At 57.5% G+C, this 21,599-nt stretch carries 22 protein-coding genes; 19 read left to right on the plus strand and 3 right to left on the minus strand.

Annotated features, from left to right (window positions below):
- Positions 1 to 109: 109 nt before the first annotated feature.
- On the minus strand, positions 110 to 922 hold the full coding sequence (locus EGH21_RS15110; protein WP_220619314.1) for an alpha/beta fold hydrolase: 813 nt from the start codon (positions 920 to 922) through the stop codon (positions 110 to 112).
- Between the two features lie 481 nt (positions 923 to 1,403).
- Between EGH21_RS15110 and EGH21_RS24565 the strand changes: the two genes are divergently transcribed.
- The 3 genes from EGH21_RS24565 (at position 1,404) to EGH21_RS15125 (ending at position 5,482) form a co-directional block, all read left to right on the plus strand.
- Positions 1,404 to 2,336: a DMT family transporter gene (locus EGH21_RS24565; RefSeq protein ID WP_328765657.1), complete on the plus strand. Its 933-nt coding sequence runs from the start codon at positions 1,404 to 1,406 to the stop codon at positions 2,334 to 2,336.
- An 839-nt stretch (positions 2,337 to 3,175) separates the two neighbouring features.
- Positions 3,176 to 4,609, plus strand: coding sequence for a PAS domain-containing sensor histidine kinase (locus tag EGH21_RS15120; protein ID WP_220619316.1), 1,434 nt, complete (start codon positions 3,176 to 3,178; stop codon positions 4,607 to 4,609).
- A gap of 483 nt (positions 4,610 to 5,092) precedes the next feature.
- Complete coding sequence (locus tag EGH21_RS15125) at positions 5,093 to 5,482, plus strand: DUF7344 domain-containing protein (protein ID WP_220619317.1); 390 nt, start codon at positions 5,093 to 5,095, stop codon at positions 5,480 to 5,482.
- Positions 5,483 to 5,823: 341 nt separating this feature from the next.
- On the opposite strand, the gene EGH21_RS15130 is transcribed toward EGH21_RS15125, so the two are convergent.
- Positions 5,824 to 6,423, minus strand: coding sequence for a DUF5789 family protein (locus EGH21_RS15130; protein WP_220619421.1), 600 nt, complete (start codon positions 6,421 to 6,423; stop codon positions 5,824 to 5,826).
- Positions 6,424 to 6,979: 556 nt separating this feature from the next.
- Here EGH21_RS15130 and EGH21_RS15135 point away from each other — a divergent pair.
- The 8 genes from EGH21_RS15135 to EGH21_RS15170 all read left to right on the plus strand — a co-directional run bounded on the left by EGH21_RS15135 (position 6,980) and on the right by EGH21_RS15170 (position 12,721).
- Entirely contained in the window at positions 6,980 to 7,627 is a 648-nt protein-coding gene (locus EGH21_RS15135) for a methyltransferase domain-containing protein (RefSeq protein WP_220619318.1), read from the plus strand.
- A 297-nt stretch (positions 7,628 to 7,924) separates the two neighbouring features.
- A complete protein-coding gene (locus EGH21_RS15140) occupies positions 7,925 to 8,914 on the plus strand; it encodes a glutathione S-transferase family protein (RefSeq protein ID WP_220619319.1) in 990 nt (329 codons plus the stop codon).
- Positions 8,911 to 9,237, plus strand: a complete 327-nt coding sequence (locus EGH21_RS15145) for a hypothetical protein (RefSeq protein WP_220619320.1) — start codon at positions 8,911 to 8,913, stop codon at positions 9,235 to 9,237. Before EGH21_RS15140 ends, EGH21_RS15145 begins: the two co-directional genes overlap by 4 nt.
- Positions 9,234 to 9,962: a CPBP family intramembrane glutamic endopeptidase gene (locus EGH21_RS15150; RefSeq protein ID WP_220619321.1), complete on the plus strand. Its 729-nt coding sequence runs from the start codon at positions 9,234 to 9,236 to the stop codon at positions 9,960 to 9,962. The genes EGH21_RS15145 and EGH21_RS15150 overlap by 4 nt, the downstream gene beginning before the upstream one ends.
- Positions 9,963 to 10,018: 56 nt before the next feature.
- Positions 10,019 to 10,711: a hypothetical protein gene (locus tag EGH21_RS15155; RefSeq protein ID WP_220619322.1), complete on the plus strand. Its 693-nt coding sequence runs from the start codon at positions 10,019 to 10,021 to the stop codon at positions 10,709 to 10,711.
- A gap of 230 nt (positions 10,712 to 10,941) precedes the next feature.
- Positions 10,942 to 11,148, plus strand: coding sequence for a YgaP-like transmembrane domain (locus EGH21_RS15160; RefSeq protein ID WP_220619323.1), 207 nt, complete (start codon positions 10,942 to 10,944; stop codon positions 11,146 to 11,148).
- On the plus strand, positions 11,145 to 11,531 hold the full coding sequence (locus EGH21_RS15165; RefSeq protein ID WP_220619324.1) for a HalOD1 output domain-containing protein: 387 nt from the start codon (positions 11,145 to 11,147) through the stop codon (positions 11,529 to 11,531). Before EGH21_RS15160 ends, EGH21_RS15165 begins: the two co-directional genes overlap by 4 nt.
- Positions 11,532 to 11,536: 5 nt before the next feature.
- Entirely contained in the window at positions 11,537 to 12,721 is a 1,185-nt protein-coding gene (locus EGH21_RS15170) for a trans-sulfuration enzyme family protein (protein ID WP_220619325.1), read from the plus strand.
- 95 nt (positions 12,722 to 12,816) lie between these two features.
- Here the strand turns inward: EGH21_RS15170 and EGH21_RS15175 are convergent, their stop codons facing one another.
- Positions 12,817 to 13,959, minus strand: a complete 1,143-nt coding sequence (locus EGH21_RS15175) for an acyl-CoA dehydrogenase family protein (RefSeq protein ID WP_220619326.1) — start codon at positions 13,957 to 13,959, stop codon at positions 12,817 to 12,819.
- Positions 13,960 to 14,128: 169 nt separating this feature from the next.
- Here EGH21_RS15175 and EGH21_RS15180 point away from each other — a divergent pair, with 169 nt between their 5' ends.
- The 8 genes from EGH21_RS15180 (at position 14,129) to EGH21_RS15215 (ending at position 21,555) form a co-directional block, all read left to right on the plus strand.
- A complete protein-coding gene (locus EGH21_RS15180; RefSeq protein ID WP_220619327.1) occupies positions 14,129 to 14,977 on the plus strand; it encodes a DsbA family oxidoreductase in 849 nt (282 codons plus the stop codon).
- A gap of 279 nt (positions 14,978 to 15,256) precedes the next feature.
- Complete coding sequence (locus EGH21_RS15185; protein ID WP_220619328.1) at positions 15,257 to 16,018, plus strand: AzlC family ABC transporter permease; 762 nt, start codon at positions 15,257 to 15,259, stop codon at positions 16,016 to 16,018.
- Positions 16,008 to 16,325, plus strand: coding sequence for an AzlD family protein (locus tag EGH21_RS15190; RefSeq protein WP_220619329.1), 318 nt, complete (start codon positions 16,008 to 16,010; stop codon positions 16,323 to 16,325). Before EGH21_RS15185 ends, EGH21_RS15190 begins: the two co-directional genes overlap by 11 nt.
- 258 nt (positions 16,326 to 16,583) lie before the next feature.
- On the plus strand, positions 16,584 to 17,714 hold the full coding sequence (locus EGH21_RS15195) for a citrate synthase (RefSeq protein WP_220619330.1): 1,131 nt from the start codon (positions 16,584 to 16,586) through the stop codon (positions 17,712 to 17,714).
- Positions 17,715 to 17,758: 44 nt separating this feature from the next.
- Positions 17,759 to 18,640 (plus strand): DMT family transporter, encoded by an 882-nt coding sequence (locus EGH21_RS15200; protein WP_220619331.1) that lies wholly within the window; start codon positions 17,759 to 17,761, stop codon positions 18,638 to 18,640.
- Positions 18,641 to 18,951: 311 nt separating this feature from the next.
- The gene (locus EGH21_RS15205) at positions 18,952 to 19,368 is read left to right on the plus strand and encodes a DoxX family membrane protein (protein ID WP_220619332.1); all 417 of its coding nucleotides are present in this window, start codon (positions 18,952 to 18,954) and stop codon (positions 19,366 to 19,368) included.
- A gap of 6 nt (positions 19,369 to 19,374) precedes the next feature.
- Complete coding sequence (locus EGH21_RS15210; protein WP_220619333.1) at positions 19,375 to 20,577, plus strand: MFS transporter; 1,203 nt, start codon at positions 19,375 to 19,377, stop codon at positions 20,575 to 20,577.
- Positions 20,578 to 20,622: 45 nt separating this feature from the next.
- Positions 20,623 to 21,555 carry a winged helix-turn-helix domain-containing protein gene (locus EGH21_RS15215; RefSeq protein WP_220619334.1) on the plus strand — a complete coding sequence of 311 codons (933 nt, stop codon included), beginning with the start codon at positions 20,623 to 20,625 and terminating at the stop codon, positions 21,553 to 21,555.
- Positions 21,556 to 21,599 lie beyond the last annotated feature (44 nt).

Below are 21,599 nucleotides of genomic sequence, written 5' to 3' on the forward strand. Positions count from 1 at the left end.
AGAATCACACAAGATGGCGATGCGGGATACAGAAGGATAGGCAGTAAGACAAATATCGTTCTATCTTGATTCAGCGAGAGAATCCGGCCGTTCACGGCGGGGGGTGTCACTAGGCTTTGATCGGCGTTTGGTTAGCGAGAAACGTTTGAATTGTGCTGTTAAAGAACTCAGGGTTATCCCAGGGGGAAGCATGGCCTGCGGTGGGGACTTCCTGGACAGTCGAGTTAGGAATTTTTGCTGATAGTGTCGGAGCGTGGCGGCTGATGACGGAGGTTTCGTGTTCCCCGTAGAGTATGAGTGTCGGGATGGTGATCGAGGAGAGGTCAATGTCGGTATTGTGGAAGCCGGCAACCGCCTCGAGGGCATTCACGGCGTCTGCGGTATGCATATCCGGGAAGGCGCCCGGACGGAGACTTGTCGTCTGATTGCGCTCTAGTTTGCGTCCGAACCACAACATGAGACCCTTCGCACGGTTGTATCCTACGACACGAATGAGTCCCGCCGTAGCATTCAACAGCGTCCATCGCTCGATGCGGTCGCGCCGGCCGAGGAACGCCGGAGAGAAAGTGTCGGCGAGTACGAGGGCGCTGAGCTGATCCGGGTAGCGACTTGCGTAGACTTGGGCGATCATACCACCCATCGAGACCCCACAGAGAACCGGTTGCTCAAGACCTATCTCGGTAATGAACGACTGGAGGTCCTCTGCCAGCAGATCTATAGTATACGGTGCGTGCCGAGGGTTCGTGGTGTTGCCGTGGCCTCGGAGATCGTATGCAATGGCGGTGTATGTGTCACTGAATGCCTCCACCTGTCGTACTGCTGCCGAATGATTAGACAGTGCACCGTGTATGAAGACGATAGGCGGGCCACCTCCACGCACTTCGTAGTAGGTCTCAATGTCGTCTGTCTGAACGGTGGGCATATACCCACCAATATGGTACTATACGAGATGAAGTTGCCGTAGGAACCCGAGACGTCGCTCCACTCCCCACAAAAACCGTATACTGGTACCGCGATCTGACCTCCTCCCACGCGTGAACGCGGCGGAATCGGACCAACGGATTTCTGCCGAGTGTCGCATTAGAGGTTCCAATCCGCACTCAGAGGGAACCGGCGACACACCGGAAGAACTCTCGTCGATAATTATATCGAGTCGGCTGATGACACTGTTTATATTCGCGTCGAGGGCTTCTCGCCGCATTGGAACCCAGCGTGAACCAGTAGCACCAGACAGACAGTCACCCTAATCCGGCGTCGGTCACGGTGTCAGTACGGACGCGTGGCGGTCCATCCCACACTGTTTCCCGAGTGCTCTTATCTGTCGAGCGGGTATCTATCTCGTGTCCACTGCCCGCTGGTCCAAAATTGTACACTCACCACGCTATCGTGATGCTGCACTCTTCGTGCTCCTCGCCGCCCTCTTCGGCGGCTCGTTCGTCGCGATCAAGACCGGGCTCCGTGAGCTGCCACCGCTCCTGTTCGCAGGTCTGCGGTTCGACGTCGCGGCCGTCGTTTTGCTCACGTACATTGCTCTGACGAACGACCGGTCGACGTGGGTGCCGAAAACCCGCGGCGACTACCTCGGTATCGGAGCTGGTGCGGTGTTTCTGGTGGCCCTCAACAACGGACTGTTGTTCCTCGGGCAGGTCACGACGACACCCGCCGCAGCGTCGGTGATGTACGGACTCAACCCGATACTCGCTCCCGTGTTCGCGTGGTGGTTGCTCGGGGACCGACTCTCCGCACTCGGTGCCGTCGGAATCGGGGTCGCGCTATGCGGCGTCGTCATCATCGTGCAGCCGTCGCCGTCGACGATCACCGATGCCAGCGCGGTTGGACAGTTGCTCGTCCTCGGCGCCGCCGGGGCCGTCGCCCTCGGGAGCGTCCTACTCCAGCGCCTCCAGCCACGGATGCCGAGTGTCTCGTTGACTGCGTGGGCCATGGCCGGTGGTGCGGGTATCCTCCACACTGGCAGTCTTCTGCTCGGAGAACCACAACCGGACCTGCTCACGCTCGATTCCGTGACGGTACTGAGTCTACTCTCCGTCGGTATACCGTCGACAGCAGTCGCGTATGCCATCTATTTCGGACTCATCGAGCGGGTCGGGCCGGTCCGAACGAACCTCGTCGCGTACTTCGTGCCGGTCTTCGCTGCCCTCAGCGGTTGGCTACTGCTCGACTCGCCCGTTTCAGTCTGGACTGGCGTCGGCTTCCTGGTCGTCGTCGCCGGGTTCGTGCTCATCGAGCGGCAGGTGGTCGGCGCAGAACTTCTCCGACTCCACCGGCGACTCCGCGGACCACCTGCCGGGAGAGAACCAGCAGAGTCTGACGACTGAGGCTTCTCGAACGCTACGATTTGCCACAATTCGCACCGCTTGCGCCGTGGGTCGGGAGTGATCCGAGGCAGGAACGCTGTCTGGAAAGTAACTCGACGACCAGCTAACCAACACTCGGCCGAAACATCCGACGATGTTGGTTAGTCTTCTAACCATCCGGGCGTCGCGAACTCACGAAGTACTTCTGGCGGCACCCCCTCCCGAGACGCAACACGGGGTTGAGCGCCAAAGCGCCGTATAGAAGCCATTTCGGTGGGACGGTGTCGACAACCCCCGACTGGGCTCAGTCGTTCTTCTGGAACAGACTCCTGAATGCGAGGCCACATGAGATTCACTGGCCAAAGCACGCTAGGTGTGACTCCCGGTTGGAACGTGACGCTCGCCGCCGTAGCGCTGGCATTCGACGATACCAGCTACGGAGTCAACAACGTGGTGAACGCAAGCCAAGCAGTCGTACCGGATTCGGGAGTCGCCTCGCCGAGTGTTACCTATCGTCTCCCGTCGAGATCTATCGGCAGTACTCCATTGCGGGGGCTGTCTCTCTGTGCCGTCGACGGCGACGCGCCCCGCATGGCGGACCACTCACAGTCGTCCAGTGATTCCGGTACGTGTGAAGCTTGGCCCGTCCGTGGACCTCACCATCGTCCCACGTCGCTCACATAGCTGACTAGGGCGAGTATTGTTTATGAGGGTAGACCATTGATGCGGAGTGAAAACGAAAGGCACTCCGAGCAATCGGCTACTCTTGAGACAACTAATCCTGTCGTTGTCACGAACGATTTCACGCCTGAAATTGTGACGGATAGGCTTATATCGGCCACCGGCGGGGTTACGACTAAGTGACCGAACCGAGCCGATACAAGTTACTGTTCGTCGCAGAAGACGACGGCCAACTGCCGGACATCGTTTCCGAACTCGACTCGATTCCGATATTCGATGTCGAACTGGCAGTCGAACTGCCCAATGTTGATCCAGCGGCCATTCCCGACACGGTCGACGGTGTGATAGTGTCTGGGGCGCTGGACGATGCGACACTAAACAAAGTCGTCGGAATCGCTCGGAACCGGTGGCCAGAGACGCCCGTCATGCTGACGCTGACCGATTCTCAGGCCCGGACGACGAGCGAAGCCGCTCTCTCAGCCGTCGACGATTGTCTCTCCGAGTCTATCCCTGGGGCAAACCGCTCAGTACTCAAGCACCGGATCATCTCTACGGTCCAGAACAACCGGGCACAGATGGAGCTGCATCGCCATCGCGAGTTGCTCAAGCGAACGCAGGAACTCGGTGATATCGGTGGGTGGGAGTACGACATCGACAGCGAGGAATTGCGGTGGACCGAACAGATCTACCATATTCACGAACTGCCGCTCGAATACGAACCTACCGTCGACGACGCACTGGGGTTCTACCACGAGAAAGACCGGTCGCAAATCCGGGAGAAACTCGAGACACTACTCGAGACGGGCCAACAGTTTAGTCTCCAAGTCCGACTCGTGACCGCAAAGGGGAACGTGAGGTGGGTTCGCGTTCAGGGGGACGCAAAGATAGACGACGGCCGCGTTCAGAAGACACGTGGTGCCATCCAGGACGTAACTGGACTCGTCGAACAGCGGACGGAGACGGAGAAGTTGCGGGGAAATCTACGAGAAGAGAAGGACCGTCTGGAGCGACTGGCTAGGGTGCTGTCCCACGAACTCCGGAATCCGCTGACGGTCATTCACGGGCAACTGCAACTGTACCGCGATTCGGGCGACGAGTCACAGTTAGACGCCGTCGAACGCAACGTCGACAGACTCGACGACGTCGTCGACGACACACTGTGGTTGGTACAGGAAGACGATACGGTCACAGAGATGGCGATGGTCGACGTAGACTCCGTCGCGGAGGATGCCTGGCGGATCGTCGGCGACGACGCAGTGACGCTCCACACTGCATCGATGGAACGCATTCCAGCCAACAGGTCACTCCTGCAGACGATCTTCGAGAAACTGTTCGAGAATACTCTCACCCACACGTCAGCGTCCCGGATCGAGGTCGGGCCATGCTACATGGGTGATTATCTCGATGGCTTTTACGTCGACGACGATGGGGAGGGTTTCGATACGGCGACGCCGGAAGAACTGTTCGAGATCGGAACCAAGGGTATGAGTGGTGGCTCGGGCATCGGGCTCTCCGTCGTCGACGAAATCGTCCGGCGCCACGACTGGTCGATTACAGCCATGGAAAGCGACGATGGTGGTGCCAGATTCGAAATCAAAACCAGTCTGTTGTAGGGCATCGTGGCCTTCGACGGCGACGCCACCGATGATTCGATTTGTCGCTCCCAGTTCTTCGACAGTGATAGCGTGTCCCGCTTCGTGTCTACGGGTACGATTAACCACACTCTACGTACGCTATCGATACCGCCGTCGCTGTTCACGATACCACCCTAACTGGACAGGCCAGCGTATGCCGACCTGACCGACATCGGTCGCCGAGTAAAGCGACCATCTAGACTGTTAAAACGACCGTGAGAACTGTCGAGATCGCTCTCTAATATCGGCCAGTACTGAAAATGAATGTATCGTTTGTTTCTCTGTTTTCTACGACGGAGAGGAGTACTTGATCTGCACCACCTTTATATGTACAGGTTATGATTATATACTACGGAATCACAGTTTCATACTGTGCGTTTGTCCCCGACGATGAAGGGGCCGCTTGAGCCGGTGTACCGGACGTGCAGGGATTACCCCGTTTTCTCTTCGCGTGGTCGTCACGTGGAACGTATCAGCGAGTCTCCGCGTTCCGCACTACGAGCCACCACTATGCAACGAACCACCGACTCGGCGTCACTCGACAGCATGTTCGACGCCCTACGAGACCCGTACCGCCGACGAATCTTGACCGCCATCTCCGACCACAATCCACGCGATATAAACGAATTTACCCGAAACAAATTCGCGTCGATCAGTGGGGATGAAGACGACCCCGAACAGCTGGAACTGCAATTGCACCATTCACACCTGCCCAAACTGGTTGAGAAGGGGTATATCGACTGGAACCACGAGGCGCAGACGATTCGCCGGGGGTCGAACTTCGACGACATCGCGCCGCTTCTCGAGCTGATAGACGACCACGCCGACGAGTTGCCAGCCGAGTGGCCGTAACTCACGCTCGTTGCTCAGGAGCGAACCATTACATTCGTAGGTCAACTGAGCGGTTAATTCCTGGCTTCATTAGTGAAAAAGCGGGCTATTGCTCCACGTCTAGACGAGGCCTGTGCCGTCAAAAACATAGAACGATCGCTCACGGCCTAACTCGGGCGGTTTCGAGCATCGAAACGAGGCCAAGGGCAAATAATCGGTACGTTCCGACCGCAATCGGGACTCGGAGACGATTGCTTATTACAGGCAATCTGTAGCTCGGACGTCGTCGAACAGGCTGTAGCGGTTGGACTCACGCTCAGCGCGTGACAGCAATCATTGCAACGACGGTCCAGATCGGCGGTCTATATCCCGAGCCATTCGTCGTTTCGGACCTGATAACCGTTCGCCCGACAGAACTTCGCCGCTTCTCGGCGTACTGCTCGGGACGACGGGAGCGTTTCTTTGTCGTGGATTCGTTCGATGATCCAGTCGGCGATAGCTTGGATTCCTTCGTCGTCGTCATCAGCGTCGATCGCTTCGAGTTCCTGAAACGTCATCTCGTACGCTTTGCGCTGTGTCCAACTGAACTCCGTATTCGAGAGCGTCTTGCTGGCTTCGACGATCTGTTTCATGGCCGTGGCAACTGTCGGCCGCAGTATCTGCACTCGGATGGCGTCTGGAGAGTCGAACGTCTCTTCGTCCGTCTCTGGGACTAGTTCTCCGATAGTGTAGCTCCTCTCGGCCGATTCGAACTCGTAATCGCCCATCGCCGCAACGACCTCGGTTCCGGTCGCCGGGAACGCCAGCTCTTCGAGTTCCGCCTCAACATCCGCGAGTGCTCCCGCGTCCACCGGTGGCTCTATTTCGTCGCCACGCTCTAGTTCTGCGTCCATCTCACGCTCTTGCTGGCGTCTCTCGGCGTCTTGTGCTTGCTTGTCTCGACCGCTCTTATCGTCTGCCATCCTATAATTTTGGTTCCCCAACAAGATAGCTCTGTGGTCGCTACCAGCCACTCCCAACCGTCCACGTTAGCGAGTAAAATCGCGCGTATCGTTCACCGGCAGACTGGCAGCAGCGAACACCCGAGGATGGCTGTAAGCATCTGTGTCGAGTGGTCACGAAATGACGGATGGAGAACGACTCGTACACATGTCACACCTGTTGTCGAGACATCTGACACGAGAGCGCTGCGTGTGTCGTAACGCACACAATCTGTACAGTAGGGGAGCCGTCGGCTGCTGTAGCTGGAGCGCCCGTGCATCGGCGGCGGCGGGGTGATACATAACCGACGATCGGTACATATCCGACAGTCCGTTGGTTAGTCAGTCACAAGGTGTTTCAATCATAGGGGGGTCGAAAGATGCCCGAGAAGGATGCCCTTATTACGACAGGCGAGGCTGAGAGACACTCTTCATCGGATGCGTCAGTAGGCTCCACTCCAGTGTCGTCGGGTGGGTAGCGGCGGACGATACCGAGTAAGCGACATGTAGTGATGTATCACAATTCGAATATCGTGGTGTGCGCTCGTCCATCACCACAATCGGCAAATGGATGCTCGTCAAGGCTGACAGGCTCGGCATCGCTACTCCCGACATTATCTATGGGTTCGGTGACCGGTGGCTTCAGTTGGTTTCTACCACGCCAACCGAGGAAGCCCACGCCGTCGCCGACGTCTTGTATCGAGAGTACGAGCCTGACTCTGTGATCGACTTCGGGTGTGGACTCGGCCGGTACCTCACTGGGTTCCAAGCTCATGGCGCGACAGTACACGGCGTCGAAGGCTTTTCCGAAGCCCGGGAGCACGCCGAGATACCCGCCGATGCACTCACTATCCACGACCTCCGTGAGCCGCTGGAACTTGACGACCACTATGATTTGGCGCTGTGTATCGAGACTGCCGAACACATCCCGTCGCGATTCGCCGACACGCTCGTCGAGACCGTAACGGCAGCGGCGCCACGCGTGGTCTTTACTGCCGCCCCACCCGGGCTCAGAGGGACCCATCACGTGAACGAGGCCCCGAGGGAGTACTGGATCGAGAAGTTCCGGTCGAACGGATTCTCGTACGCCCCCGAGGAGACGGATCGACTCCAAGAATCGGTTCGCTCCGAAATAGACGCCGCAGACTGGGTCGCTGACCGCCCATTCATTTTCGTTCGACGATAGGCCACCCTGTCTCGACGTCGATACTCTCTGTCAGTCGGTGTCTAGTCCCGCTAGAGGTCTCTCGGATGAATCCGGTCCACTGATCTTTATACCTGACACTCTCGACGCCATCGGTTCCCATTTCACGGAAGGCCACCTGAAACCGTATGATTCCAGATACGGTCAGCTACACCTGGTATCCTGTGTGCTGCCTGAAACATTAGTTGATAGACGCTCGACGCTGAGCTATGATGCGCGATAGAATCGCCAACACGGGTATCGGTCGTCAGATTGCGATTGTTCTTGGGGGCGTATAATATGGGGAAGCTCATCGAAGGGGAGTGGATCACCGCTCCCGAACGTGGACACGATAGTCAGGGGTTCGATGACTGGATCAGGGACCCATCCGAGCACCCCGAGGCGAAGTACGTGGCTGAGCCGGATCGATACCACCTGTACATCTCTCGTGCTTGCCCGTGGGCACACCGCGCGGCTCTCGTCCGCACCCTGAAGGGACTCGATGACGTAATCTCGGTGGACATCGTCGACCCAGTACGGCGGGACGATGGCTGGGAATTCACACCGTCGAAGGACGGTTGTACACCGGATTCGGTGCACGGGTTTGAGTATCTCCGAGATGTGTACACGTCGGCTGATCCCGCCTATACCGGCCGTGTTACCGTACCGGTCCTGTACGACACGGAGACGGAGACGATTGTCAACAACGAATCAGCGGATATCGCCCGGATGCTGGATCAAGCGTTCGGCTCGGCCAGTTCGCACGATATCGAGTTGTATCCCGAGGCGAAACAGGACCAGATCGATTCGATTATCGGCGAAATCCACGACAAAATAAACCTCGGGGTGTACGAGGCGGGGTTCGCAGAAAATCAGGTGGAGTACGAGCGAGCCGTCGACACGCTCTTCGAAGGTTTGGAAAGGTGGGACGATGTCCTTCAGGACCAGCGTTTCCTGGCCGGCGATCAACTGACACTCGCCGATATCTTCCTCTTCCCCACACTCTTCCGGTTCGATCTGGTCTACTACACGCACTTCAAGTGCAACGTGCAGCGGCTCGTCGACTTCGAGAATCTCTGGCCGTATGCCCGTGATATCTACCAGCACCCGAGTGTCCAAGAGACGTGTGTGGCCGAGCACGTGAAGGACCACTACTACCGGAGCCACGAGGACATCAATCCGACCGGGTTCGTTCCGGTCGGGCCGGACATCGACTGGCCCGCAGCGCACGACCGCGACCGACTCGGTGGGACCACCCACGCATCTCGTTCGACACCCGATCACGTATGAACCGGCATGCAGCCCGATCGACTGATACAGTAACGACGGGCGATGATTCCGGGTTCCTCCAACTGGCGAGCAACCAGCGGGTGGCCCACACCGAGTATGGCGACCCGGATGGCGCACCAATTGTCTTCCTCCATGGAACTCCCGGCTCTCGGCTGTTGGCGAGATTGTACGCAAACGTTGCTTCGGAGGCTGGCGTCCCGATCAAGGACGTTCGCCGGTTCGTGACTGCGATTCCGACAGCCGAACTCCGGGAGGTAGACGATGCTGATCACCTCCGGACACTACTGCAGACTGTTCCCGATGTACTGGAGGAACATCGATGACCCAAATCCGCTCGTTCCGGCAACTCGTCTCGACACTCTATGTCGATGAACCAGTCGGAAATAGACTCTGGACGGTGCTCGCGATAACGATACTCCCCGTACCGCTGGTCTCGGGGCTGTACATCATCCACGGCGCAATGACAGGCATGGCCGCCGGTGCGTATTCGGTGCGAAATGGCTATCTGGTGTACGGGGTCGTGAACCTGTTCGTGGTCGCACTAATGTTCGGACTTCTGGACACTGAGCAGCGGGCTCGTGTGTTTGCGTTCCGCCCCCCTTCGATACGGGAACTTGCTGCAGCGATCCTCGCGTTCGTCGTTGGTCTCGGTGTCTTCCAGGTCACCGAGAGAGTGAGCAGAGCTCTTGGCTACCAACTCCAGGGCCTTTCGTACACGTTGGACAATCCGGTGGCGGTGTCGACGATTCTCATCGGTGCGGTCGTACTGGCACCTGTCACTGAAGAGCTTCTCTATCGTGGGCTTGTCCTCGAGACTCTCTCTGAACGTGGCCTTGGACCTGTGAGTGCGACCGCCCTGATGACTGCGCTCTTCGCACTCATCCACCTGCCGAACTTCGGCGTCGCTGGCACCATCTTCATCGCGGTGTGGGGGATACTACCCGCCGCGCTCCGACTCCGGTACGACAATCTCACTGGCGCGATCCTGATGCACATGCTGAACAACCTGTTCGCGTACGTCATCGTCGTCGCTGCAGGGTGGTCTTGATTGAACCAGCATGGCCATTTGGTAGAGCTGTATCAGACACCCTTTGAGAACAACACATGATCGGTGCAACACTCAAGTTCGAGTTCGTCACCCCCACGGATGAGGACCGCTTCATCAGAGAGTATCTGGTCGACGCATGGGACAGATTCCTTGAAAGCGACTTCTGGACCAACGGATGGTTCTGGCGATACAGTCAGTTCGCTGAGTACGAGTCGGGACCAGACGGGGGACTAGTGCGAATCGTCTTCGATGGTGATCCTGACGCACTTGTTGAGACTGAATCCGAGTACTGGGCCGATTTCGATGGACTCCAATCGTGGGATTTGCAGCGATACGACGAGCTTGGATACCAGAGTCTGCTGGAACAGCAGCAAGACACGCGGGGAGAGCTCGGCGGACGGTGGGAGTACAGGATGAAGTCACTGCTCTCGCAGTTCGCATTGGAGTATCACCGCGAATTCTCCACTCCGCTGCCGGTCGTCGGCGAGAAAACGCAAGAAAACCCGCTACAAGTTGGGTTTTGGTCGGCATTCCACAACCTGATGGTCCAGTGTGGTTACGACTGGTACGACGAGACCGAGCTCTGTCAGAAGGCGATGGAAAATCGATTGAAATGGATCGCGAATTACAGGGGGACACAGGCGGCTCTCAAGGAGTATGTGCACATTCTCAGCGAGTGGCAAGCCTACGAACAGGAACTCGAAGAGTGGTTCGAGGAGAACCCCACCGGAGAGGCGAGCGAACCCTGACTGTGCGACGGCCGAATGACTTCTTTCGGATCTGATTAACGTGAACAGGAGTGGTTTCGTCCGTGTAACCTGATTTACTAATACCCGCCTGAGACTTTTGCCCCGGCAAGTGAAATTGCGAACGAAGCTATGATGGAAACCGACATCCAGCTGCAAATCGCACAACGCAGTCGACGACCCGATACAACCACGGAGACAGTTCCGCCGGGTATGGAGATAGAGCGTTAGCGATGCGTCAGAATATTTCAGATTCGGAACGGATTGGGAGAGGTGTCCTCGGCATCTGGTTGATCGTCATTGCAGTCGGGGCCCTTCGCGCACGACGCCGAACTGTCGCGGCAATCGCGGGTATCGCAGGAATCGGACTGATACAGAACGCTGTCACCGGGTTCTGTGGCGGTAATTGGCTGTTCAACATTGATTCGACCAAAGAATGACCGAACAACGCGATCAAGAGCGGCGCTACGATGACCACCTCCCTGTAGATGTCGATTCACAGTTGAAACCGGTTTCCCGAAACCGGTTCGGTCCAACCTCACAGGAAGAACTCTCTGGGGCGATCATTTCTGCAATCAAGAGCGCAGGTGGGACTGGTCATAGGACTGCCAATCTGCCGCCACTGTACGAGGTGATCGACATCGATGCGTTGAAAGAGATGTTTTCGTGGCCCCAGCCCGACGAAGACGTGGTGCATCACTCCATGACAGTCACATTTCGGTACGAGAGATTCCTCGTCGTCGTCCGTGACGATGGTCTCATCCAAGTCTACGAATCGAATGAGACTGATCGGCAGACCAATCAGCAGCCCCGGCCTTCGTAGTGACCATGACAGACAATCCGAAACCCGAGACAGACGCTATCCACGCGGGTGAGCAGGAGGCTGACCTCAGTGTCTCGTCGGGGGATATCGTTTCACCGATCCATGTCGCGACACACCACGAGATGGAACAGCCAGGGGAGTCAGGTCACGGCTACAAGTATTCCCGGTTCGGAAACCCAACACGGGAGTCGCTAGAAAATCGACTCGCCGCATTAACGGGTGCGGACTATGCCACTGCATTCAGCTCTGGGACAGCTGCTATCGCGACGGCGGCCCTAGCACTGTGTGACTCCGGAGATCAGGTCGTCGCTTTCGACGGCATATACGGTGGCACACGACTCCTGTTCGAGGACCTGCTCTGCACCAAGTTAGATGTTCAGGTGGAGTACGTCGACGCAACTGATTTAGGAGCTGTCAAGGAAGCGGTTACCTCAAATACATCTCTCATCTGGGTCGAAACACCGACGAATCCGTTACTGAAACTCTGTGATTTGGACGCTATTGCCGAGATAGCCACGCGCAACCAGGTCAGGTTGTGTGTAGACAATACGTTCGCGACACCGATTTTTCAACAACCGCTGGACCAGGGGGCCGACCTCGTCGTCCACAGCACCACGAAATATCTGAATGGACACAGCGACTCGACGGGTGGCGCGGTCGCAACGAACGAATCCGCTCTTGCGGATCGTGTCGCAGAATTACAAGAGTATGCGATGGGCAATCTCATGTCGCCGTTCGACTCATATCTCGTCCTTCGGGGCACGAAGACGCTCCCTCTCAGGATGCGGCAGCATGAGGCCAACGCGGCCGTAGTTGCGGAGTTCCTCGATGAACACCCATCCGTTCGGTCGGTACACTATCCGGGTCTCGAGTCACACCCACAACACGATCTCGCCAGCGCCCAGATGGATGGCTTCGGTGGGGTCGTCTCAGCCGAGTTGGATGCGACCGATGCGGAGACGAGAGCAGTGGTCGAGGAACTCGATCTGTTCCGGACAGCAGTGAGTCTCGGTGGGGTCGAGTCGCTTGTCGACCACCCGTGGTCGATGTCTGCCTCCTTTATTCCTCCCGAGGAACGTCGCGACGCCGGGATCTCGGAGTCGCTCATTCGCCTCCCAGTCGGAATCGAACATAGCGATGATCTGATCGCCGATCTCGAACAGGGACTGGATAATTTACGCTCAGAATAGATTCGTTAAGATTGGACGGTGCAGGGCAATCGGCAGACGGTGTAGGTAATCCGGCTTCGACCAGATCTGATATCGAACTCACCGAGTCTCGGATACTATTTGCGTGGGTGTTCGTCGTATACCGCCTCGGCGAGCGTATCCTTGTGACCCTCGTTCGGTCCGCCGGCTATCGTCAGGAGCCTCGCGTCACGGAGGTACCGCTCGACATGTTGTTCGGTCGTATAGCCGATTCCTCCGTGGAACTGTATCGCTTTATTTGCGTTATCGACAGCTGCCTGGGTCGCAGCAGTCTTCGCCATACTGAACGCTCGAGTGGTGTCGACACCTCGATCAGAACGCTCGGCTGCCCGGAGCGTCAGCAATCGAGCGACGTCGACACGTTCTGCCATCTCCGCAACTTCCCACCGAATACCTTGGAACTCACCGATTGACTGATCAAATTGTTCTCGTTCACTCGTGTAGGCAACCGTATCGTCGAGAGCGGCACGAGCGATACCGACACCGCGGGCTGGCACGTTCACTCCAGTCCGTAGCTTGCTGCGCTGGACGTAGGCTTCGCCCACTTCACCTACCCGTTGCTGGTCAGACACTCGAACGTCTGAAAACGTCGCTCTCGGCGATTTGACGCTCCGGGCACCCAGGGTATCCCAGACCTCGTCGACGGTGAAGTCGTCTGTCGGCACAAGGAACGCGGTAATGTTATGCGGACTCTCCGAATCAGAGCCAGTCTTCGCGTACGTGAGCACGTAATCGGCGTGGAGCAAGTTGGTGATCCATTGCTTATGCCCGTTCAATACCCACTCGTCGCCATCCTGCTCAGCCGTTGTCTCCATCTGCAGTTTGTCGCTTCCTGCAGATTGCTCACTGAGTCCTAACGCACCGACCGTATCGTAGGCTGCCATCTCAGGAAGATACGTCTCTCGCTGCTGGTCGGTTCCGAACTGTTGGATGACCTCGGCGACACCGAGATGAAGGCCCAAGGTACTCGCGACAGACATCAGCGCGGCCGACAGTTCTTCAATCAGAATCGCGAGGTCCGTAGCTCCTCGACCCAGTCCGCCGTAGGCCTCCGGAATCGTGAGGCCCGTGTAGCCGAAGTCGCTGAGTTCATCCATAATATCAGTCGGATGCTCCCCGGCCTGATCCAACTCTTTTGATCGCGGTTTGATGATATCCTGTGCGAATTCACGGGCCTCGCTACGGAGATGTCGTTGCTCGTCAGTCAACTGGAATCTCATAGGCGAGGAGAAGACTACTCTGCTTTGACACTAATATCTTTGGTGAATTTCATTTTAGTCACTGTGATTATACGATTACCTCAGCATCTCATCCCGGTATTCCGCAAGAAACCTGATTTAGTATCCGGTGTCTGAAATATATTGATGTCGGATTCGACAGTAGATATGTATGACAGAAACGACAGATGCGACGGTCACACTGACCCAGTTCACCGACCCGATGTGCACGTGGTGTTGGGGTTCAGAGCCAATCATCAGGCACCTAGAGACAGTGTACGGTGACCAGCTTGAACTGCGGTTCGTGATGGGCGGACTCATTGAGGATTTCGATGAGTTCTACGATGCAGCGAACGATATCTCCGAACCGAGCGAAGTCGCCCCACACTGGCGCGAAGCCTCAGAGCATCACGGGATGCCGGTCGATACGACGATATTCGACGAAGACCCGGCGAAGTCGACGTACCCCGCGAGCATCGCATACGTTGCTGCCCGCCAGCAAAGTCGTGACAAGGGCCATCGGTATCTGCGGCGACTCCGGGAGGCGTTCGCAACGGAGGTTCGGAACGTCAATCGTCGCGATGAGCAACTCGAAATCGCCAGGTCAGTCGGGCTGGATGTGCCAGCGTTCACGACGGCCGTGGAAGATGGAAGTGCCTTAGAGGAGTTTCGAGAGGATCTCGAAGAGACACGGCAGTCGGGTGTTCGTGCCTTCCCAACATACCACGTCAAGGGTCCAGACGGCGAACGTCGCGTGTCGGGGTTCCAACCCTTCGAGCGTCTAGACGCTGAATTGCGAGCAATCGCGCCGTCGCTAGAACGGGCCGAACTACCGCAGATTCGAGAGTTCATCGATCGATACGATTCCGTCGCGACGCAAGAAGTCGCAGAAGTGTACGATCTAAGCTACGGAGAGACGCGCCAGGTACTCGAGTCGCTCGTTGACGAGAGTGATATTGAGGGTGAGAAACGTGGGAACGGATACCTCTGGATGAGTTCTTCGGAGGGCGAATCACGATGAGGCAAGATCTCTCCTCGGATGGCCTCTTCAGACAAGGCACCGATCAAGGTAGTAACGAGGCGCCATCGCCATCGATTAGCCACTTTGCAGGAAGCAGGGCGAACCCGAGCTTACACAATCACGGACCGATCTCGAAGAGGCCACAACGACATTCATATCGAGCAGTCCCCTCCCGTTCGGTCGGTCTCAGGAGAACCTCCGATACGCCGAACAGAGCAGACGCACTCCATCAAGAACACAAGCGCCATGTCCGAATACAGTTGGTGACGAAACCAGAGGATGTCTCGCGAAGACGCTGACACAGTTACCGTGACGGTACAGGATGGTGACGAGGAGTCGGTGCCGGGAGACGGCGAGGAACTACGTTTCTCCCGGAGCGGCGCTGTGTCCGGGTTCGTCTCGTGTGTCCCCGTTGCGCTCGGCGTCGGTGGGTACGGACTCATATTCGGCGTCCTCGCACGTGAGGCCGGTCTGAGTGTCGTGACTGCAGTCCTGATGAGCGCTACCGTCTTGGCCGGCGCAGCACAACTGATCGCCGTTGGACTCTGGGAATGGCCAATTCCCGCCGTCGCCGTAATCGGAACGACGTTCGTCGTGAACCTTCGGTATCTGCTTATGGGGGCGTCGTTGCGGCAGTGGTTCACGCGTCTCTCGTCCCGGCAAGCCTACGTGAGCCTGTTTTTCATGGCCGACGAAAATTGGGCCCTGACAATCGAAGATCTCAGAGAGGGCACCGGACGTGGCGCGTTTCTTCTGGGCAGCGGGCTTGCGATCTGGATCTTCTGGGTGTTGGCTACTGCTATTGGCGCGGTTGCAGGTGGTCGTATCGCTAACCCGGAAACCTACGGATTGGGGTTCGTCCTGACTGCGATTTTTCTTGCTCTCCTCGTTGGGTTCTGGGATGGCCGAACTTCGTTGGCCCCCTGGGCTTTCGCTGTCGTCGTTGCGCTCACGGTCGAGACGATCTTTCCAGGCCGGTGGTATATCCTGGCTGGTGGAATCGCTGCGTGTCTGGTCGAGGTGATCCAAGATGGTCGCTGAGGTTTCTCTGACGGCAGTGATGGTGGTGTTCGGGATGAGCGTTGTCACGTTCGCGACGAAAGCAGGTGGGTTCTGGGCGATCGACCGAATCGAACCGGGGCAATCAACTCGGGACGCGCTCGATGCTCTCCCAGGAGGGATTATCGTTTCTATCCTCACGATTCGTCTCCTCGAAGGCGGGCCAGCTGAGTGGGTCGCCGGAATCGTCGTCGTTCTCGTCGCTCGCAGCACAGAGAACGTTCTCATCGCTCTAATTGCCGGGATGGGTACCTTGGTGCTCGTCCGTTGGGGACGAACTGGGTTCTGATAACTCATCCCAGCGGTTTCCTCCTACAGGACTCGTGCAGCGTGTCCGTGTGATGGTATTCGCATTCGCCGGTGTAGTCTGGGAATCCTGGTATAGCATACTCTGCCTGAACACTACATGCCGACAATTCGACTCTCCCGACGTACGAATGTCGGCAGACGCAAGGCAATATTCGACGGTCTGGAGCGGAGTAACGATTAACCGACGAGGGCTTTGGATTGTTTCGAACAACAGGACTTCCAAAGGGCGGGCAAACATATGACCGGGCCGGTCAGCGAGGGGTTGGACGGCATCGCAGTTGGCGAGACCGAAATCTCACAAATCGATGGTTCGACCGGCTCTCTCGCTATCCGAGGGTACCCGATTGCGGAGGTGGCCCAAGAAGCGACTTATGAAGAGACCGTCTTCCTGTTGCTGTACGGCCGACTTCCGACGGCTGAGGAACTGACCGGGTTTAGAAAGAGGATCGCGTCAAATCGGGAAATCTCGAATAAGGTTAAGATTGTCATCGAGCAAGCAGCCCAGGAGGAGAAATCCGCGATGGATGCCCTCCGAATGGGTGTCGCTGGTGCGAATCTCGGGCATGAACGAGATAATCCTGAAGCTGACGCGATTCGGCTGATCGCCGTTTTTCCCACAATCGTAGCGGCGTACTGGCGGTATCGGCAGGGGAAGGATCCGATAGCACCTCGACAGGACCTCCGACATGCCGCGAATTACCTGTACATGTTGACCGGAGAGAAAGCCTCAGAGGCCCGCATCGAGGGCGTCGAAACGTACCTCAACACGGTCGCCGATCACGGCCTGAACGCATCGACATTCACGGCACGAGTCGTCGTCTCGACTCAGGCCGATCTCGTCTCTGCAGGGACTGCCGCTGTCGGCGCGCTCAAGGGGCCACTCCACGGTGGCGCACCCGGTCCAGTCTTGGAGATGCTCCGGACGGTGAACGAAACCGGGAATCCAGCAGACTACGTACGGAGTACACTTGCGGGCGGCGACCGTCTGATGGGGTTTGGACATCGCGTCTATCGGACGCGTGATCCTCGTGCAGCGGTACTCGAGGACGCCGCTCACGAATTCTACACGGAGAGTGATGATGCCGACCTCTTCGAGACCGCACGGGAGTTCGAAGAGGTCGCTGTGGAACTCTTGGCAGAGCGGGTGCCTGACAGACGGCTAGAGACCAATGTCGAATTCTACACCGCGGTGCTGCTCGCCGGTGTTGGGGTCCCCAAGGAACTGTTCACGACGACGTTCGCCATATCTCGGGTCAGCGGCTGGATGGCACACGCACTCGAACAGTTGGACGATAATCGTCTTATCCGACCGACTGCCCACTATACCGGCGAGATCGACCGGTCGTGGACAGCGATTGCAGAGCGATAGTGTCGACGATGCGATCTCTCGCTCACAGAGATGGGGGACTGTTCGTGTTCTACGGTGTCCTCGGGGCGACACCGTTCGTGGGTGCGGTTGCGGGATTGCCGTTCTTTCCCCCAGTCCTGTTTGCGGCCTTTCGGATCGATGTGGGTGCCGTACTGTTGCTGCTACTTGTAGCGATCCGTGCAGACTACTGGTACCCTAAGACACCCGGCGATATCGCTGGTGTCCTCGTGACCGGGTTGCTCACTCTCGGGGTAAACATCGCGTTGGTGTTCGCTGGCCAACAGTACGTTACGAGTGCAACTGGTGCGGTCATCTACAGCCTTGCTCCGTTGATTACTGCTGTATTTGCGTTCTTTTTGATTCCAGCCGAACGTCTCGATAGCCTAGGTGGCCTCGGGATCACTCTCGGGTTCGTCGGCGCAGTCATCGTCGCAGATCCCAATCCATCGAACTTGATGACCGCCACGAATCGTGGGGTGGGGCTTGTTCTGCTGAGTGTGACATCGTTCGGGATCGGGAACGTCCTCACCCGTCGTATCGATCCCGAACTACCTAGCCTAACGCTCACCGCTTGGGGGTTGGGAGTGGCCGCAGTGTTCGTCCACGGCGTAAGTCTCCTGCGGGGAGAAACGATCGCTCAGGTCGAGTGGACGACACCGGCAGTGCTCTCGCTGGTCGGTGTCGGTGTCCTTGCTACCGCGGTTCTCTACAGAGTCCATTTCGAGCTACTGGAGAGTATCGGCGCGACGAAGACGAATCTCGCCTACTACGCACATCCGATCTCGACCGCAATTGCGGGAAATATCCTCCTCGACGAACGAATCACGGTCTTTACAGTTGTCGGATTCGCCGTGATCTTCGTTGGGTTCGTCTTGATCGAGCGGCAGACGGTTCTGACAGGGCTCTCGGCGATTCGCTCGAAGTAGCTCTTGCATCCAACTCTTGTTCGCCTATGGTATCTCTGGGCGCAACTTTACGGCTCCATGGCGGCCCTTCAGACACTGGCTATGATGCACTTGGTGGCGACCGCAGGGAACGTGATGTCCCTGGAAATAGCTTCTCCACCCGATATAGCGCAGCACACCTGATATAGTGTAATTTGCCTGAAATATATTCGTGAGTGGCCAGTATCCTCACTTGCAATGATGTCGATGATAGGCATCCGCTACACGACGATCGGAAACGAAGCGATCACCAACTATCCACGTCCGCGCGGCTTCAGCGGAGGTGGGAGCTGATGGCGTTTTCCTCGGCACTGTCTGGAGCAGCGTTCCTGTTCGGACGGATACTGTTCGCACTCGTAATCGGCTATCTCGCACTGGGGAACCTGCTCGATTTGGAGGCCTCCGTCGGCTATGCGAAGAGTAAGGGCGCACCCCTTGCATCGGTCACTGTCCCGGTCGGGAGCCTTGGACTCGTTGCCGGTGCTCTGGCCGTCCTCGTCGGCGTCTATCCTGCGCTCGGTGCGATTGCGGTAGTCGGCTTTCTCATCCCGATTACGGTCGTCATGCACGACTTCTGGACGATGGAGGGACAGGATCGGCAGAACGAACAGATCCACTTCCTGAAAAACGTCGGGCTGATCGGAAGCGCGCTGATCTTCCTAGCACTATCGACGCTCTCGTGGCCGTTCGCTGTCGGTGTGGGGCTCTGATCGGTGATGGGTGCGACCGAGGCGTCGACGAGCTCCGAATCTACCGTCGGAATTCCGTGGCGGTCTCCGACGTTGCTCGCCATCCTCGCGGCCACCCTGATGACGCCGCTGGACGTCCCGCTCGTTAGTCCCGCCCTCCCACAGATCCAGTCGACGTTCGGCGTCTCAGCTTCCCAGGCCGGCTCCTTCATCACGATGTATGCCCTTCCTGGGATACTGCTCGGTCCCATTATTGGTGCGCTCGCAGACAGGATCGGTCGTCGACATGTCCTCTCGGGCTGCCTCCTTGTCTTCGGTGTCGCTGGCACCGCAATCGCGTTCACGAGCGACTTCACGATCGCGTTGGGGCTTCGTGTCCTCCAGGGGTTTGCGGCCGGAAGCATTCTCTCTGCGCTGGCGATGACCGTCGTCGGCGACCGATACGATGGTCTTCAGCACGATTCGGTGATGGGCGTGACGACAGCGATGCTGTCACTCGGGACTGCTGTCTATCCGGTCGTCGGTGGCTTTCTGGCCGCCCGGACCTGGAACGCACCCTTCCTGATGTATGCACTGACGATTCCCGTCGCGGGGTTCGTTTTCTTCACACTAGACGACCCCGGGTCGACCAATTCTGTGACCGAGCGAGGATACGTCCGGGAAGCACTCGAAGTGATCCCGACTGGCCGTGCGGTGGCACTCTATGGTATCATGTTCGTCTCGTTCACACTACTCTTCGGTGGATTGTATACGGTCCTGCCGTTCTACCTCAGTGAGACGTTTGGCTTCTCGGCCGCTGTAATCGGTGGTGTTACGAGCACCGTGCTCCTCGTGACCGGCATTGTCTCGACACAGAACGGTAAGCTGACCGTCCGGATACCGATGACGACGTTGCTCGGGACTGGTTTTGCGTTTTACGCTCTGGGTCTCCTGGGCGTTGCTCTCGCGTCCTCACTCCCTGCTCTCATCGCGGCCTTACTCGTGTTCGGGGTCGGAAGCGGACTCGTCACTCCGACGTTGTTCGGTGGTGTCAGTGCGCTGGCTCCTGATCACGTCCGTGGAGGAGTCATGAGTTTGCAGACCACGACGATCGGAATCAGTCAGGTAGTCGGGCCGGCTCTGTTCACTGGTGTGGCCGGTCTTGTCGGCTACAGGGGGTCGCTGTTGCTTGCGAGTGGTGCCGCTGTCTTCGCTGTGGCTGTTCTCGGGGTGCTGACACTCGAGACGTGACAGACTACGAAAATTTTTATGGGTGCGTGTGCCGCTTCGATAGGTATGAGCGATGATTTGGGCCCTGACGATTCTCTGGTGACCGACGCTGAATCAGCGTTCATGACCCTAAGTCACGACCTTCGACTGAAAATCCTCCTCGCCCTGTGGAACGCCCCCGAGTTTTCCCTGTCGTTTTCCGAACTCCGAAAGGCGGTCGGTGAACGCGATTCTGGAAGTTTCAATTACCACCTGTCACAACTGGAGGGCCATTTCGTCGCTTCGACCGAGGATGGCTACGAACTTCAGTATCCCGGCCACAGAGTGCTTGACGCGATTCAAAGTGGAGTCTTTCACGATGAGGCAGTCATCGGCCCAGTCGGACTCGACGAGACCTGCCGGGAGTGTGGCTCCGAACTGACGTTCGAGTACGATACGAATTATATCGGTCGAGTTCACTGCCCTGAGTGCGACAATCGGGTTCTCGAGTGGCCGTTCGATCCTGGCGGGACCGTGGACAGAGATCCCGCAGCCGTAGTCGCTACGTTCGACCGGCGAACACGGTTGATCTGGTCCTGTGTTCTCGATGGAGTCTGTCCGTTCTGTGCCGGCCGTGTGGATCGAGAATTCGCCAATCATATCGGCCAACAGGGCACCTGTGTCGGCGTCATCGAACAACTGGACCGGTACGACGAATATTTCGCCCGTGATCATCCTGTCGTCGTCTTCGTCGACTGCAGTCGGTGTAGTTTCTACAGCTTCATCCCCGTCGGGATGGTGCTATTGACACGTCCGAAGATTTTGGGAGTCCTTCAAGATGCCGGGCTCAATGTCAGAGACACACCGTTGTGGGGTCTCGAGTTTGTCGTTGCCGCCGATGCAATCACGCTCCGAACGCATGACCCTGTACAAGTCAGCGTCGCCGTTCCTGAGATCGACAGGCCGGTGTCGGTCGTTCTCGACGAATCCTTCTCTGTCACTGTCGAAGCCGTCGACTGAGAGTATACGAAATTTTACTGGAACTCGTTTCGCCGAGCACTTAT

The organism is Haloarcula rubra, assembly GCF_019599465.1.
Lineage (GTDB): Archaea > Halobacteriota > Halobacteria > Halobacteriales > Haloarculaceae > Haloarcula > Haloarcula rubra.